Here is a 14,828-nt window from a genome sequence, read left to right on the forward strand (position 1 = left end):
CCGCGAAGTTGTCCAAGGGCACCGGGAAGATCTCCGCCGCGATGCACTCCTGCCCCTCCTACCAGGTGACGTGGGGCAGCACCGTAGTCGCCATGGGCACCGCGAAGGCGCCCGCGCCGGGCCCCGGCCGCGAGCACGGCGTCGAAACCGGCTGTCACCAGGGCCGCCGCAAGCAGGAGAGCGGGCAGCACGAAGACCGCCCACAGCGGAGTGCGCTCACCCATGGCTGTGGACCGCCCTGGGCGCCTGTTCATGAGTCAGCTCGTCGAGGTCCGGATCGAGGCTCGCGACGATGATCCGCGCGCAGGCGAAGTCCGTACCTTCGAGCAGTCGGGGCAGGCTGTCCAGCAGCGCCTTCGACGGCGGAATCGGCGTGTCCAGTCTCCCGCGGGGCCCTACGACCTCGGCGGCGTCCAGTGCTTCGGTGACATCGCAGGCCGCCGCACTCCGACCCACCGCGTCGAGCCACACGAGCATGCGGCCGTACGCGTCTCCGTCCGCGACCAGAGCCGGTCCTGTCACTCCACGCTGATGTGCTTGTTCGGCGGGCAGTGTTCCGAGTCCCGTCGTCAGCCACCGCAGCGTCCGCGAGCGCTGGGCGCGACGGATCAACGGGCTTACGAGGGAGGTGAGTTCGGCGGCGGTGGCTCCGGCAAGGGCGCGGTCACGTACGTGGCGGGTGCGCGCGGCCATGTCGTCCCAACCCGTCACGGCGAAGAACCTGCCCAGGCTGTCCAGATGGGCCGCGCACAGTCGGCGCGCCGCGTCGCCGCGCGAGACGTGCTCGCCGGCGGCGGTGCGCAGCCACGGTTCGTCCCAGAAGGGTGGATACGGCGACGGGGGAGCGGTCACCGGTTCGACGGTGACCTCCTGAACGAGGTCGCCCTGGAGAGCCAGGCGCAGGATCAGCCCCGCTGGCCAGTCGGCGAGTACGGGTCCCAACGGCACGTGCAGCACGTCGAGCCGCAGACCGTCCCGGTCATCGGCCCGGTCCGCCATGGGCAGTCCCTCGACGAGGCCCATGTCGTGCCCCGCGTGACCGTGATGCCCACCGTGCATGTCGTGACCGCTGTGGTCCGAATGCGGAGCGGTGTCATCGTTCTGTTGGTGCTCGTGGTGCTCGTGGTGCTCGTGGTGCTCGTGGTGCTCGTCGTGGGCGTGATCGTCCTCGTGTTCTCCGCGCTCAAGGTCCGCCAGCCCGCTGTCCAGAGCGTCGGCGGCCCGCTCGGGATCAGTGACCCACACCCGGGCCTTGGGCGCAGGAATGCCCTGCCACAGCCCCGCGACCCAGTCGCTCTCCCAGTCCCCACCCTCACTCTCAGCCTCACCCTCACGATCACCGACGATGACCAGCAGATCGGCCTCCGCCGGTCCGCTCGCACACGGCCAGCCGCGGCGGGCCAACTCCGCTTCCACCGCGAGCCGTTGCCGCGTGGCGCCGGGGGAGACCGCGAGGAGAACGCCCGGACGCGACACGGCCGCCCGCATGAGTGTGCGCTTCAGCTCCACCGGAACGCCCCCTCGCGCCAGGCGTACGCGACGCCCGCGAGCAGGATCCCCAGGAAGAGGAACATCTCGACGACCGCACTCGTGCCGACGGCCGGGACGACCTTCGTCCACGGATACATGAAGAGCATCTCCATGTCGAAGGCGAGGAAGACCATCGTGACGGGGTACCAGCGCACATGGAACCGCGAGAGCGGGTGTTCCTGAGGTTCGAGACCACCGCTGAACGGGCCGGTGTGCACGGGCTCGCGGACCGCCCGCAGTGCGACGGACAGGGCATGGAGGAGTACGACGGCCGCGACGATCAGTACGAGGAGTACGAGTACCGGTTGCCAGTCCGATGTCGCCACAAGGGCCCCTTCCCGACGATCGCTCTCGGACGGTCACCACGGCAGGCAGCATGTCAGCAGCCACGGGTGTAAGGAACGCACGACACCTGCCTCCGGTCAGTTCGCCGCGCGGAACGAGCGCAGGCGCAGGGAGTTGCCGACGACGAACACCGAGGAGAAGGCCATGGCCGCTCCGGCGATCATCGGATTGAGCAGACCGGCCGCGGCGAGCGGCAGGGCGGCCACGTTGTACGCGAAGGCCCAGAAGAGGTTGGACCGGATGGTGCCGAGGGTGCGACGGGCGAGGCGGACGGCGTCGGCCGCGGCGCGCAGATCGCCTCGTACGAGCGTCAGGTCGCCGGCCTCGATCGCGGCGTCCGTGCCGGTGCCCATGGCCAGGCCCAGGTCGGCCTGGGCGAGGGCGGCCGCGTCGTTGACGCCGTCGCCGACCATCGCGACCGAACGGCCCTCGTCCTGAAGCCGCTTGACGACGTCGACCTTGTCCTGCGGCAGGACCTCGGCGATGACGTCCTCGGGTGAGATGCCGACCTCGCGGGCGACCGACTCGGCCACGGCGCGGTTGTCGCCGGTCAGCAGGATGGGTGTCAGGCCGAGCGCGCGCAGCCGCGTGATCGCCTCCGCGCTGGTCTCCTTCACCGCGTCGGCGATTTCGAGGACCGCCCGCGCCTCGCCGTCCCAGGCGACCGCGATGGCGGTGCGTCCCGCCGCCTCCGCCTCGGCCTTGGCCCGCGCCAGGTCCTCGGGCAGTTCCATGGCCCAGTCGGCGAGCAGCCGCTCACGGCCCACGAGAACGGCGTGACCGTCGACGATGCCCTGCACACCGAGACCGGGTGCGTTCGCGAAGTCCTCGGGGGTGGGCAGCGAACCCAGCTTCTCAATCGCCCCGTCGGCGACTGCGCGGGCGATCGGGTGCTCGGAGGAGTGCTCCAACGCGCCCGCCAGGCGCAGGACTTCGGCCTCGTCGGTGCCGTCGGCGGTGTGCACGGCCAGCAGGGTCATACGACCGGTCGTGACGGTGCCGGTCTTGTCGAGCACGATGGTGTCGACCTTGCGGGTGGACTCCAGGACCTCGGGGCCCTTGATCAGGATGCCGAGTTGGGCGCCGCGGCCGGTGCCGACCATGAGCGCGGTCGGGGTGGCCAGACCGAGGGCGCACGGGCAGGCGATGATCAGTACGGCGACTGCGGCGGTGAAGGCGGCCGTCAGCCCGGACCCGTTGCCCAGCCAGAAACCGAGGGTGCCCAGCGCGAGCGCGATGACGACCGGCACGAACACGGCGGAGATGCGGTCCGCGAGGCGCTGCGCGGCGGCCTTCCCGTTCTGTGCGTCCTCCACCAGCCTGGCCATCCGGGCGAGTTGGGTGTCGGCGCCGATCCGGGTGGCCTCGACGACCAGCCGTCCGCCCGCGTTGATCGTGGCGCCGGTGACCGGGTCGCCCGTGGAGACCTCCACCGGCACGGACTCACCGGTGAGCATCGAGGCGTCCACCGCCGAGGAGCCCTCGACGACCGTCCCGTCCGTGGCGATCTTCTCGCCCGGGCGTACGAGGAAGCGGTCGCCGACCTTCAACTCGGCGGTCGGGACGGTCTGTTCGCGGCCGTCGGGGCGCAGCAAGGTGACGTCCTTCGCGCCCAGCTCAAGCAGCGCCTTGAGCGCCGCGCCCGCCTTCCGCTTGGAGCGGGCCTCGAAGTACCGGCCGGCCAGGATGAAGGCGGTCACGCCTGCGGCGGCCTCCAGATAGATGTTCCCGGCGCCGTCGCCCCGGGCGATCGTCAGCTCGAAGGGGTGCGTCATGCCGGGCGTGCCCGCGGTGCCGAGGAACAGGGCCCACAGCGACCACAGGAACGCGGCCGAGGTGCCCACCGAGATCAGCGTGTCCATGGTGGCCGCGCCGTGCCGCGCGTTGGTGAACGCGGCCTTGTGGAACGGCCAGGCGGCGTACGTCACGACCGGCGCCGCCAGCGTCAGGGACAGCCACTGCCAGTACTCGAACTGCAGGGCCGGGACCATCGCCATTGCGACGACGGGAACGGCCAGCACCACCGCGGTGATCAACCGCTCGCGCAGCGGCCGCAGTTCGTCGTCCGCGCCCGCCGATTCGTTGTCGCCCTCGGCCTCGCTGCGTACGGGCTGCGGCTCGTGCGCGGTGTACCCCGTCTTCTCGACGGTGGCTATCAGGTCCTGGACGGAGACGTCACCGTCGTAGGCGACCTTGGCCTTCTCTGTGGCGTAGTTGACGGTCGCGGTGACCCCGTCCATGCGGTTGAGCTTCTTCTCGATGCGCGCCGCGCACGAGGCGCAGGTCATGCCGCCGATGGCGAGCTCTACCTCGGCGCCGGTCGTCGTGGTGGTCATAGCTGCTCCTCGTACGGGGTGGGTGGCCGGGACCCGGCGATGCGCGGGCTCCGGCCGGTGCGGGGGAGTGCCCGGGGTCAGACCCGGCCGGTCAGCTCGTAGCCGGCGTCGTCGACGACCTCGGCGACCAGCGTGTCGTCCGGCTCGGCGGTGCCGACGACGGTGACCCGACCGGTGTCGAGGTCGACGTCGACACCGGTCACGCCGTCCAGCTCGCCGATGACCTTGGTGAGCGTGGCCTTGCAGTGGCCGCACGTCATGCCGGAGACGGCGTAGGTCGTGGTGACGGTGACGCTCTCGGTGGCCGTCGCGCGGTCGGTGGTGGCGGTCGAGCAGGAGCCGTCGGTGGAGCAGCAGGACGAGGACATGGGTTCCTCCTGGTGAGTACAGCCGGTCGGTCATGGATACGGGGTGGGGGTATCCGTGTCGAGAATCTGTATACCCCTGTAGGGTATCTGGCGCAAGCTGTGCGGTCGCCTTGACTTTATACCCCCTAGGGGTATGTTGAAGTGCGTGGAGGGGTCTCGCCTCCCAGTCATCGGCCCCCGTCCCTCAGGAGATGGCCATGCATACCGGAGTGAAGATCACAGCGTTCGCCGCCGCACTCGCCGCGACCTTCGGCACCGCCTACGGCGTGGGCCAGGGCATCGACCCCGTCGTCGCGGACCGCGAGCCCGCGAGCCACGACACCCACGCGGAACCGTCACCGGAGCCGGAAGGAGGCGGCGGCCACGCGGAGCACGATTCGGCGCAGAAGGGCCGGTCGCTCCCGGCCGGCGGACTGCAGATCTCCGAGAACGGCTACACGCTCGACCTGAAGACGCCCCGGATCGAAGCCCGGCAGCGCGCCGACCTGCGCTTCACCATCCAGGACGAGAAGGGTCGCGCGGTGACCTCGTACAAGCGCGAACACGAGAAGGAACTCCACCTCATCGTGGCCTCGCGCGACCTGGTCACCTACCGCCACCTGCACCCCACCCGCGCCTCCGACGGCACCTGGAGCGTTCCCGTCGAGCTGCCCCGGGCGGGCGGCTACCGGGTCTTCGCCGACTTCACCCCGGCGAAGAAGGGGGCCGAGAACCTCACCCTCGGCGCCGACCTCGCGGCCTCGGGCCCGTACGAGGCGAAGGGGCTGCCGGCGGCGAGCACGACGGCCAAGGCCGACGGATACGAGGTCAAGCTGGCGGGCGGACTGCGACCGGGCGCGGCCGGCGAGGTGGAGCTGAACGTCTCCCGCGACGGCAAGCCGGTCACCGACCTCCAGCCCTATCTCGGCGCCTACGGCCACCTGGTCGCCCTGCGCTCCGGCGACCTCGCGTACCTCCATGTCCACCCCAACGGCGAACCCGGCGACGGGAAGACCGAGCCCGGCCCCGGCATCTCGTTCACGGCCACCGCGCCGAGCCCGGGCGCGTACCGCCTGTTCCTCGACTTCAAGCACCAAGGCGTGGTCAGGACCGCCGCGTTCACCGTTCACGCGGGTGGGACGTCGGGCGGCGACGGTGATCACGGCGAGGCCGCGGAAGGGACCACCGAGGGGACTTCGGACGGGCACGGGCACTGAAGGGGACCGCCCGTTCTGAGTCGGATCGGCGAACGCTACGTACTGAGCGAGTACGTAGGGGTCGGCGAACGGTGAGCCGGAGAACGGGCCCGGCTCCCCTGAAGGGTGGCGTCATGACGGGACCGCTTCTGGGCTGGACGTTGGTGGTGTTGGGCGTCGGCGTGGCCGGCGGCAACCTGCTTCGTATGGCCCTGGTCAGAGGCTGGGCCCGGTTCGAAGCGGCGGCCGAGGCCGTGATGGGCGGGGGAATGGCCGTGATGGCCGCGCCTCCGACGGCGGCCCACTACGGCACGTACAGCACTTGGTGGGCCGCGGTGTTCGGCGCCTTCTGTCTCGGAGGCGTGGCACTGTCCGTACGGCATGCCGTACGGGGTGGTCTGCGGTACCTGCGTCATGGCGGCCACGTCGTGATCGGCAGTGCCGCAATGGTGCTCATGACGCTGGCCATGTCCGGAACGACGTCCTCACCCGCTCTCGCGCTGGCCGGTTCCTCCGGGCATGGAGGGATGGCGGGAATGGCGGGCATGGCCGGTATGGAGAGCGTGGGCGCCCACGGTCACGGCGGTCTGGCCGAGGCGGCCGGCTCCTCGGGAGGCGCGCTCGCCTGGCGTGTGGCCTTCTGGGCGTTGGCCGCGTACTTTGTGATCTTCATGGCTCTGGCCGTGCGCGCCCGCCTGCGTGGCAGGGACGGGTCGCGGCCTGCCGTCACCGACGGAGCCCGGGCCCGCCACCGTCACGCCCGACGGCATCCCTCGCTGTTCACCGTGCCGAACGCGCGTCTGGCCGGTCATGTCGGAATGGGCGGATCGATGGCGACGATGCTGCTGATGATGGCCGCTTGAAGACGGCTGCCTGGCGACGGCTGCCTGACGACGGCCCTGACGTCATGGCGTGTCCTGGACCGGGAGGCGCAACCGGAGTTCGTATCCACCGTCCGCCGTGGGGCCGGACGTGACGGTGCCGCCTAGGAGTTCGGCCCGCTGGCGCAGGCCGACGAGGCCGTGGTGGGCGCCGGGCAGGGGGAGCGCGGGACGGGTGGGGGAGGCGTTGGTGACGGTGGCGTGGACGGTGCCGTCCGCGTGATGGACGTGGATCGTGGCGGTGGCCCCGGGGGCGTGCTTGCGTACGTTGGTCAGCGCCTCCTGGACCGTGCGGTAGACGGCGCGCTGGACGGTCGCCGGCAGGTCGTCGGGCAGGTCCGTGCGCAGCGCGGCCTCGATGCCGCTGGTGTCGACCAGCCGCTGGAGGTCCGCCAACGACGGCTGCGGAGTCAGCTCCGTGGGACGGCTTCCGGAGGCGCGCAGCACGCCGACCATGTGCCGCAGTTCGTCCAGGGTCTGCACGCTGAGCCGCCGGATCGTGGCCGCCGCTTCTCTCGCCTCCGGGTCGCGGGTGCCCACCTGGAGCACTCCGGCGCGTACGGCGATCAGGCTGACCTGATGGGAGACCACGTCGTGCATCTCCCGGGCGAGCTGCGCGCGTTCCTTCGCGAGCACCCCCTGGGCGAGCAGCCGTCGTTCGTGTTCCCGTGCCTCGGATATCTCGGACAGCCGCAGGGACAGTTCGCGTCCGGTCTGGACGAGCTGGCCGAGGAAGACGGGCGCGACCGCCGTGGCCAGGCTGTAGGTGACCGTGAGCAGGTCGGAGGAGTCCGACAGATCGGCGAACTCAGGTGACGGCCACGACCACCAGGTGATGTCACACGCCGCGAACGCCAGCGCGCACAGGGCCAGCAGCACGCGACGACGGCTCAGGGAGGCGAGGGTGTACAGCGCGATCAGTGTGGCGAGCACCGCGTCGCTGACCAGGGTGGCCGGCAGGGCGAGCAGGAAGGTCAGCAGCGGCAGACGACGCCGGAGTACGAGAGAGAGGGCGGCGAGCAGCGCACAGGCCATGCGCAATCGCTCTTCGCTGTCGTAGTGGATCCAGACGTCGAGCAGGGACACCGCGACGAGCATGGCGTCCATGAGCGGGGCGGGCATGCGGCGGTGTCTCAGCCGCGCTTCAGGTCCCGTGAGTCCCGCGAGGGGCTTCATCCGTCCTCCGGGTCCCAGGGTGGCCTGAGCAGACCAGCGCGTTCGGCGAGCAGGGCCGCCTGGACGCGGCTGCCCACCTCCAACTTGGCGAGGACTGCGCTGACATGGTCCTTGACCGTGCCGATGCTCAGATGCATCCGCGCGCCGATACCGGTGTTGGACAGTCCCTCCGCGATGAGGACGAGAACGGCACGCTCGCGTTCGGTCAGCCGGGCCACGCAATGGGCGGCCTCCTCGTGGGGACCGTTGTCCAGATACCCGTCGACGACGGTCCGGGTGACCCGGGACGACAGGACGACCCCGCCGTCGGCCAAACTGCGTACCAGCAGCGGCAGTTGCACGGGATCGGTGTCCTTGAGCAGGAACCCGGCCGCCCCCGAGCGCAGTGCCGTCGCCACGTACTCGTCCATGTCGAACGTCGTGAGCATCGCCACCGTGGGCGGCTGCGGCAACCGGCGCAGATCGGCCAGTACCGTGAGCCCGTCCACGTCCGGCATCCGGATGTCGAGCAGCACGACGTCGGGACGCAACTCCCGCGCCGAGTGGACCGCCTGGCCGCCGGGGACCGCCGCCACGACCTCGATCCCGTCCGCGGAGTCGAGGATGTGCCGGAATCCCGTACGGATCAGAGCCTCGTCGTCGACCACCAGTACCCGGATCACCTGCGCTCCCCTCGTCCCGGGGCCGCCAATGGACTCCTACGACGCCCAGGAGCCCCCTCCGGTTCCTTCGCGTCGGCGCTCGCCGGGAGACGGGGGCGGGTCCGGCCGGTCGGCGGGGCAACTCCGGCCACCTGCCGGATGGGTCGGAGCCCGCACGCGCCCGATCCTGAAGCACATGACACACGACGCGCCATCGGTCTCAACGGCTCTGTCCCCGGCGCCTGCCTCGGAACAAGGCAGCACTCCCACCACCGCCTCCACCGCCGCTCCCGCGCCGTCGGCGGGGCGGCTGATAGGCATCGACCTGGCCCGAGGACTCGCGGTCTTCGGCATGTACGCGGCCCATGTCGGCCCGGACCCGTCGGTGGGCGGGCCGTTGGGCTTCGTCCTTGAGCTGGCGCGCGGGCGTTCCTCCGCGCTCTTCGCCCTGCTCGCCGGTTTCTCGCTCGTCCTCATCACCGGCCGCCCGCACCCGCGCACCGGTCGGGCCGGACGGCAGGCCGTGGGCAGGATCCTCATCCGCTCCGCGGTCCTGGTCGTGCTGGGCTTCGCCCTGACCGCGCTGGACACCGACGTCGACGTGATCCTCGCGTTCTACGGACTGACCTTCCTCGCCGTGCTCCCGCTGTACCGGCTGCGGGTCCGCACGCTCGCGGCCATCGGCGCCGCGAGCGCGCTGGTCATGCCCCAAGTCCTGTACGTGATCCGCCAGTCGATCGACAACGGGGACTGGTCCGACACCGTCATCAGCCGGGACCCGCTGGCGCGGATCAGCGACACGGACGGTCTCGTCGAGCTGCTGTTCAGCGGCGAGTACCCGGTGCTCACCTGGATGCCGTTCATGATCGTCGGCATGGTGGTGGCCCGGCTCGACCTCGGCCGGGCCAAGGTGCCTGCCCGACTCGCCCTGGCCGGCGGCGGGTTGGCCGTCCTCGGCTACGGCGGCCCCTGGCTCGCCCTGCGCCTCGTCCCGCACGCGCACGCCACCGTCGCCGCCGCCACGGACGGAGACTCGGGGGCCTCGGCCTGGTGGTCCGACACCGTCGGCTACATCACGGACGGCACCCCGGCCGCCTGGCTGCTGGTGGCCGCGCCGCACAGCCAGACGACCTTCTCCATCCTCGGCAACACGGGCGTCGCGCTCCTCGTGGTGGCCGCGTGCGTCGCCGTCACGGCCCGGATGCCCCGCGTCACGCGTCTGGCCACGCCCGTCGCCGCGGTCGGCATGATCTCACTGACCGCCTACGTCCTGCACATCCTCGCCATTTACGTGGTCGGCATGGAGGAGGAGACCGTCCCGGCCCTGGTCGCACTGCTCGCCTTCATCGCGACCGCCATGCTGCTGGCGACCGCCTGGACCCGACGGTTCCGCCGCGGCCCTCTGGAGTACCTGCTCCACGCCACCACACGCGTCACCCGCCACATCAAGTGACGCCCGGACAGCAGTGAATGCCCTGCCGCCCGGCCCGACCGGGCGGCAGGGCACGGGTGTTCAGGCAGCCCCTGTCGCAAGGCATGTTCGTCGCGGTCATCGCCGTGGTGCAGGAGGGAGACGGGGCGGACCTGCAGGGCCGAGGAGGGCGCCCGCCCGGTGAGTCGGCCGGACATCGGCCCCCCCGGCACGGCGTGATACCCCGGGTAGGTATCATCCCCTCGTATCCACTCCGGTGGCACCTGAGACGCAAGGGATCCATGGCCAGTGCCCGCGACGTGGCGGTGAACCGCCTCGGACAGCTCGTTCGACCGCGATCGACGTCGCGGTTCGCCGGGCTGCTCGTGAGTGCGCTGCTCCTCGGCCTGGTCGGTATGCACGGCCTGGGGCCGCTTCCCATGGGCTCCGGTCATGACCCGATGCCGGCGGCCGCGCCCATGAGCGTGGTGGCATCGATGCCGGACGTGTGCGATCACGGCGAAGGCGGCTGCACGGGCCATGCCCAGCACGCGGATCCGACGTGCGCGTCCGCGTCGGTCGCCGGTTCACCCGCGATGGTGCCGGTGCTGCTGCCCGACGTGGCGGCCTGCGCTGCAGCGCCACGGGCCGGCACTGACTCGACCGGCAGCGGTCCCGACGGCGGCCGGGCGCCGCCCTCACTCTCCGAACTCCAACTCCTGCGGATCTAGAGCGGCCCGCGAGGCGTCGCACGCCACCCGGCGCGACGCCGCGCTCCGGCACGCCCTTCCTCCCAACCGTTCCAGGAGTTCCACCATGACCGTGCAACGCACACTCGTCCGCCGAACCGCCCTCTCCGTCACCGCGGGAGCGGCCGCGCTCGTCCTCGCTGCCTGCGGCAGTGACAGCGGCAGCGGAGGACACGACATGGGGTCCATGGAGTCCGACTCCAGCCCCACCGCGACCGCCTCGGCCAAGGCAGGCGACCACAACGACGCGGACGTCGACTTCTCCAAGGAAATGATCCAGCATCACCGCCAGGCCGTCGACATGGCCGAACTGGCCGCCGACCGCGCCGCCTCGCAGGAGGTGAAGGACCTGGCCACGAAGGTCAAGGGGGCACAGGACCCGGAGATCAAGACCATGTCCGGCTGGCTCACCTCGTGGGGTGAGGACGTGCCCGAGGAGATGTCCGGAGGCATGGCGGACGACATGTCGTCCGCCATGCCCGGCATGATGAGCGGCAAGGACATGGACAAGCTGGAGAAGGCGTCCGGCACCGAGTTCGACACCATGTTCCTCACGATGATGGTCGAGCACCACGAGGGCGCCGTCGAGATGGCCGAGACCGAGAAGGCCGACGGCAGGTACGGTCCCGCCATGAAGCTCGCGGATGCCGTTGTGACGGCCCAGACCGCCGAGATCAAACAGATGAACAAGATGCTCGGCAAGAGCTGACGTCTCGTCAGAAGGTGGTGGGCCGACGGGGCGAGAGCCTCGTCGGCCCACTCGCGCGGCAGGCGGTCCCGCGCCCCGCCCGATCCTTCGGTGATCTCGCCGTTCGGAACGTAACCTTCGGTCGTGTACGGGTGAACGGCCACCTGCGTTCACCCGTACCCCTTGTCGTACGCCTGGCCGCTCGCGCGGACGGGAACAGTCCGGATTCGGAGAGGTACGTGTCACAGCAGCCAAAGCGAGGACGGACCGGCCGCACGTTCACCGCCCGCGGGGTGCGCCGCGCCGCCCTGATCGGCAGTCTCGCCCTACTTCCCCTGGTCACTGCCTGCAGCGGCGGGGGCGACGACAAGGCCGCAGGGAACAGCAAGCCGTCGACCGCTGCCGTGGCCGCCGTCGTGGCGCCGGCGAAGGTCGAGGTGCTTGCCTACCTCACCGGCTGCAAGGTCAAGATCCGAACCGACGCGGACGAACTCCGGGAAGGTGTCTGCCACACCCCCGAGGGCGACTACCTCATCACGACCTTTCCCGAGGAGAAGCACAAGCTGACCTGGCTGGACAGCGCCGCCATCTACGGGGGCAAGTACCTCGTCGGTCCGCGCTGGGCCATCAGCGCGAAGCCGAAGATGCTCGGACTGCTGCGCAAGAAGGTCGGCGGCACGATCCAGGACCTGGAGGCCATGCACGCGACGCGGCCCTCCCCGATTTCGTCGAAGAGTTCGTCGAAGTACGGGCCCGAGCCGGAGCCGAGTTCGTCGTAGCGGCAGTCTCGTCCCGGCGGCAGCCCCGCACCTGTTCCCGTCACCGAACGACCCCTCACGGCCGCGGCTGTGAGCGGTCGTTTCACGTTGACCTGGGCTCACGGCCGAGTCCGGCCGGTCGGCCGTTCACTCCCCGGGTCGTGCCGCGATCCCCTCGACGAGGATGTCCAGGGAGAACGTGAACAGCGTGTCGGGGGAGTCCGGTTCCAGCTCGCCGAGCCGTGCGAGACGCGGCAGATCTCCTGCCGGCTCGGAGGCATTGGAGCTGCCGGCACGACCGCCGGCTGCTGATGCCGGCCACCCGGCTCCCGCTCACCCTCGTGTCGGCGGCCCTGGCGGTCAACGCCCTGCTGCCGGAGCCGCGGTTGTGGTTCATCCATGCGGCCACCGCCCTGACCGGACTGCTCGCCGGACTCGGTGGCCCGGCCATGATGGCGGCCATCCCGGCCCTCGTGGGCACCGAACGCCTCGCGTCGGCAGGCGCGCTCACCTCCGCCTCCGCCCAGTTCGCGGCACTGCTCGGGCCCGCCGTAGGCGGCCTGCTCGTCGCGGGCCCCGGGCTCGCCGCCTGCCCGGCACCGGTTGAGACACGCGTCCCCGTTGAGCAGCACGACGTTGCCCGATACGGGAGTTGGCCGGATGCGTTCTGCGCGAAGCGTTGACTAGAAAGCGCTTGCCCCTTACGTTTCCCGTTCAGCAGCGTGACCCGCCGCTGGCATCTCGTATATGAGATGCCAGATGCCGGAGGCGTTATGGCCTGGGGGCGTGCACTCTCCAGGATGTCGCCGCGAGCCTCGTGTGGGGGCGCTGCGTCCGCAAGGCGATCCAAATGGTGAACGTCGTTCACATATCTGAAAAATGGACGCTCTCGAAGGGACGCACCCGCATGCGTACTCTCCCCCCACGGGCCCGCCCGAGGAGGCTTGTCGTCTCCACGGTCGCGGCAGCCGCTCTCGCCATCACCACCGCCGTCGCACTGCCGCAGTCCGCGGGTGCCGCCGAAACCTCCCCCATCGGCTTCGGCGCCGGCACCACGGGCGGCGGCGCTGCGAGTGCCGTCACCGTCTCCACGCTCGCCGCGTTCAAGACGGCCGTCACCGGCAACACCGCCAAGGTCGTCCGGGTCAGCGGGCTGATCTCGCTCACCGGTCAGGTCGACATCGGGTCCAACACCACGGTCCTGGGCGTCGGTTCGTCGTCCGGCTTCACCGGCGGCGGGCTGCGGCTGAAGGAAGTGACGAACGTCGTCATCCGCAACCTCAACATCAGCAAGCCGGTCGCGCCCTCCGACGGCGTCACCGTGCAGAAGTCCACGAAGGTCTGGATCGACCACAACTCCTTCTCGGCGGACCGCGACCACGACAAGGACTACTACGACGGTCTGCTCGACATCAATCACGGCTCCGACAACGTCACCGTGTCCTGGAACACCTTCAAGGACCACTTCAAGGGCTCGCTCGCCGGGCACAGCGACAACAACGCGAGCGAGGACACCGGTCACCTGAAGATCACGTACCACCACAACCACTTCAGCAACGTCTACTCGCGCATCCCCAGCCTGCGCTTCGGCACCGGGCACTTCTACGACAACTACGTCGAGGGTGCCGACACCGCCGTGCACTCGCGCATGGGCGCCCAGATGCTCGTCGAGAACAACGTCTTCCGTACGACGAAGATCGCGGTCACGACGAACCGCAGCAGCGACGTGGACGGCTACGCCAACCTGCGCGGCAACGACCTCGGGGGAGCCGCCACCGAGATCTCCCGCACCGGCACCTTCACCAGTGCGCCATACGGCTACTCCGCCGAGCCCGCCTCCTCCGTCGTCGCCTCGGTGACGAGCGGCGCGGGCGCCGGAAAGCTCTGACCGACCCCCACGAACCGACCCCCACAACCGGAAGAAGGCACAGGGACATGACTTCTCCAGCGACCCCGCGCGCCCGTCGGCGCGCACTGACCGGCACCCTGGCCGCACTCGGCCTATCGTCTGTCATGATCACGACAGTCGGAGCGCCGCCGGCGAGTGCCGCCACCTGGCCGACACCGGCCAGCAGCCAGGGCGTGAGTTCGACCATCTCCGTCTCGGGTGTCAGGGACGGCGGCATGGTGCGGTACTACGGCAGCGGAGATCTGGCCGGTGACGGCCAGGAGGAGGGCCAGGACCCGATCTTCAAGCTCGCCGCCGGTGCGACCCTCAAGAACGTCATCATCGGCGCACCCGGCGCCGACGGCATCCACTGCGAGGGCAACTGCACCCTGCAGAACGTCTGGTGGGAGGACGTCGGCGAGGACGCCGCCACCTTCCGCGGCGGCTCGACGTACACCGTGACCGGCGGCGGCGCCAAGAAGGCGGCCGACAAGGTCTTCCAGCACAACGGGCCCGGCACCCTGAACATCTCCAACTTCGCCGTCAGCGAGTTCAAGACGCTGTACCGGTCCTGCGGCGACTGCTCCACCCAGTACACGCGCAAGGTGAACCTCAGCAACATCGAGGTGACCGGCACGGGATCCACCGCCCGGCTCGTCGGCATCAACGTCAACCGCAACGACGTGGCGACACTGCGGGGCATCACGATCCTGAACGACTCCAGCCGGAAGGTCATCCCCTGCCAGAAGTACAACAGCAACACGGCGGTGGGTACGGGGCCCGACAGCACCAACTGCCTGTACGCCGCCTCGGACATCACCTACAGGTAGGCCGTGACGGGTGACTTGACCAGGGTGAGCCGATCCAGGTGAACCGGTACGG

General features: G+C 70.3%; 15 protein-coding genes and 1 pseudogene. 9 read left to right on the forward strand and 7 right to left on the reverse strand.

Annotation, left to right across the window (positions count from 1 at the left end; genetic code table 11):
- The 5 genes and pseudogenes from O3Q52_RS12715 to O3Q52_RS12735 form a co-directional block, all read right to left on the reverse strand.
- A pseudogene (locus O3Q52_RS12715) lies at positions 1–224 on the reverse strand (hypothetical protein); the annotation flags it as partial.
- Positions 217–1,509, reverse strand: a complete 1,293-nt coding sequence (locus tag O3Q52_RS12720; protein ID WP_269648879.1) for a hypothetical protein — start codon at positions 1,507–1,509, stop codon at positions 217–219. The pseudogene O3Q52_RS12715 and the gene O3Q52_RS12720, both read right to left, overlap by 8 nt.
- Complete coding sequence (locus O3Q52_RS12725; RefSeq protein WP_269648880.1) at positions 1,500–1,856, reverse strand: NADH-quinone oxidoreductase subunit A; 357 nt, start codon at positions 1,854–1,856, stop codon at positions 1,500–1,502. The genes O3Q52_RS12720 and O3Q52_RS12725 overlap by 10 nt, the downstream gene beginning before the upstream one ends.
- A 96-nt stretch (positions 1,857–1,952) precedes the next feature.
- Positions 1,953–4,211 carry a cation-translocating P-type ATPase gene (locus O3Q52_RS12730; protein ID WP_269648881.1) on the reverse strand — a complete coding sequence of 753 codons (2,259 nt, stop codon included), beginning with the start codon at positions 4,209–4,211 and terminating at the stop codon, positions 1,953–1,955.
- 77 nt (positions 4,212–4,288) lie between these two features.
- Positions 4,289–4,579, reverse strand: coding sequence for a heavy-metal-associated domain-containing protein (locus O3Q52_RS12735; protein ID WP_269648882.1), 291 nt, complete (start codon positions 4,577–4,579; stop codon positions 4,289–4,291).
- 197 nt (positions 4,580–4,776) lie between these two features.
- On the opposite strand from O3Q52_RS12735, the gene O3Q52_RS12740 reads away from it, so the two are divergent.
- Positions 4,777–5,775, forward strand: a complete 999-nt coding sequence (locus O3Q52_RS12740) for a hypothetical protein (protein WP_269648883.1) — start codon at positions 4,777–4,779, stop codon at positions 5,773–5,775.
- A 113-nt stretch (positions 5,776–5,888) separates the two neighbouring features.
- Positions 5,889–6,617, forward strand: a complete 729-nt coding sequence (locus O3Q52_RS12745) for a DUF5134 domain-containing protein (protein ID WP_269648884.1) — start codon at positions 5,889–5,891, stop codon at positions 6,615–6,617.
- A gap of 42 nt (positions 6,618–6,659) precedes the next feature.
- Here the strand turns inward: O3Q52_RS12745 and O3Q52_RS12750 are convergent, their stop codons facing one another.
- Positions 6,660–7,772 carry a sensor histidine kinase gene (locus O3Q52_RS12750; RefSeq protein ID WP_269648913.1) on the reverse strand — a complete coding sequence of 371 codons (1,113 nt, stop codon included), beginning with the start codon at positions 7,770–7,772 and terminating at the stop codon, positions 6,660–6,662.
- A 35-nt stretch (positions 7,773–7,807) separates the two neighbouring features.
- On the reverse strand, positions 7,808–8,473 hold the full coding sequence (locus tag O3Q52_RS12755; protein WP_269648885.1) for a response regulator transcription factor: 666 nt from the start codon (positions 8,471–8,473) through the stop codon (positions 7,808–7,810).
- A 175-nt stretch (positions 8,474–8,648) separates the two neighbouring features.
- Here O3Q52_RS12755 and O3Q52_RS12760 point away from each other — a divergent pair, with 175 nt between their 5' ends.
- The 7 genes from O3Q52_RS12760 (at position 8,649) to O3Q52_RS12790 (ending at position 14,776) form a co-directional block, all read left to right on the forward strand.
- Positions 8,649–9,905, forward strand: coding sequence for a DUF418 domain-containing protein (locus O3Q52_RS12760; protein ID WP_269648886.1), 1,257 nt, complete (start codon positions 8,649–8,651; stop codon positions 9,903–9,905).
- 260 nt (positions 9,906–10,165) lie between these two features.
- Positions 10,166–10,594, forward strand: coding sequence for a DUF6153 family protein (locus O3Q52_RS12765; protein WP_269648887.1), 429 nt, complete (start codon positions 10,166–10,168; stop codon positions 10,592–10,594).
- An 85-nt stretch (positions 10,595–10,679) separates the two neighbouring features.
- A complete protein-coding gene (locus O3Q52_RS12770) occupies positions 10,680–11,321 on the forward strand; it encodes a DUF305 domain-containing protein (RefSeq protein ID WP_269648889.1) in 642 nt (213 codons plus the stop codon).
- 272 nt (positions 11,322–11,593) lie between these two features.
- The gene (locus O3Q52_RS12775) at positions 11,594–12,079 is read left to right on the forward strand and encodes a hypothetical protein (RefSeq protein ID WP_269648914.1); all 486 of its coding nucleotides are present in this window, start codon (positions 11,594–11,596) and stop codon (positions 12,077–12,079) included.
- A gap of 221 nt (positions 12,080–12,300) precedes the next feature.
- Positions 12,301–12,741, forward strand: coding sequence for an MFS transporter (locus tag O3Q52_RS12780; protein ID WP_269648890.1), 441 nt, complete (start codon positions 12,301–12,303; stop codon positions 12,739–12,741).
- Between the two features lie 224 nt (positions 12,742–12,965).
- A complete protein-coding gene (locus tag O3Q52_RS12785; RefSeq protein WP_269648891.1) occupies positions 12,966–13,946 on the forward strand; it encodes a polysaccharide lyase family 1 protein in 981 nt (326 codons plus the stop codon).
- A gap of 47 nt (positions 13,947–13,993) precedes the next feature.
- Positions 13,994–14,776, forward strand: a complete 783-nt coding sequence (locus O3Q52_RS12790; protein ID WP_269648892.1) for a pectate lyase — start codon at positions 13,994–13,996, stop codon at positions 14,774–14,776.
- Positions 14,777–14,828 lie beyond the last annotated feature (52 nt).

The organism is Streptomyces sp. ActVer (assembly GCF_027270795.1).
Taxonomy (GTDB): domain Bacteria; phylum Actinomycetota; class Actinomycetes; order Streptomycetales; family Streptomycetaceae; genus Streptomyces; species Streptomyces umbrinus_A.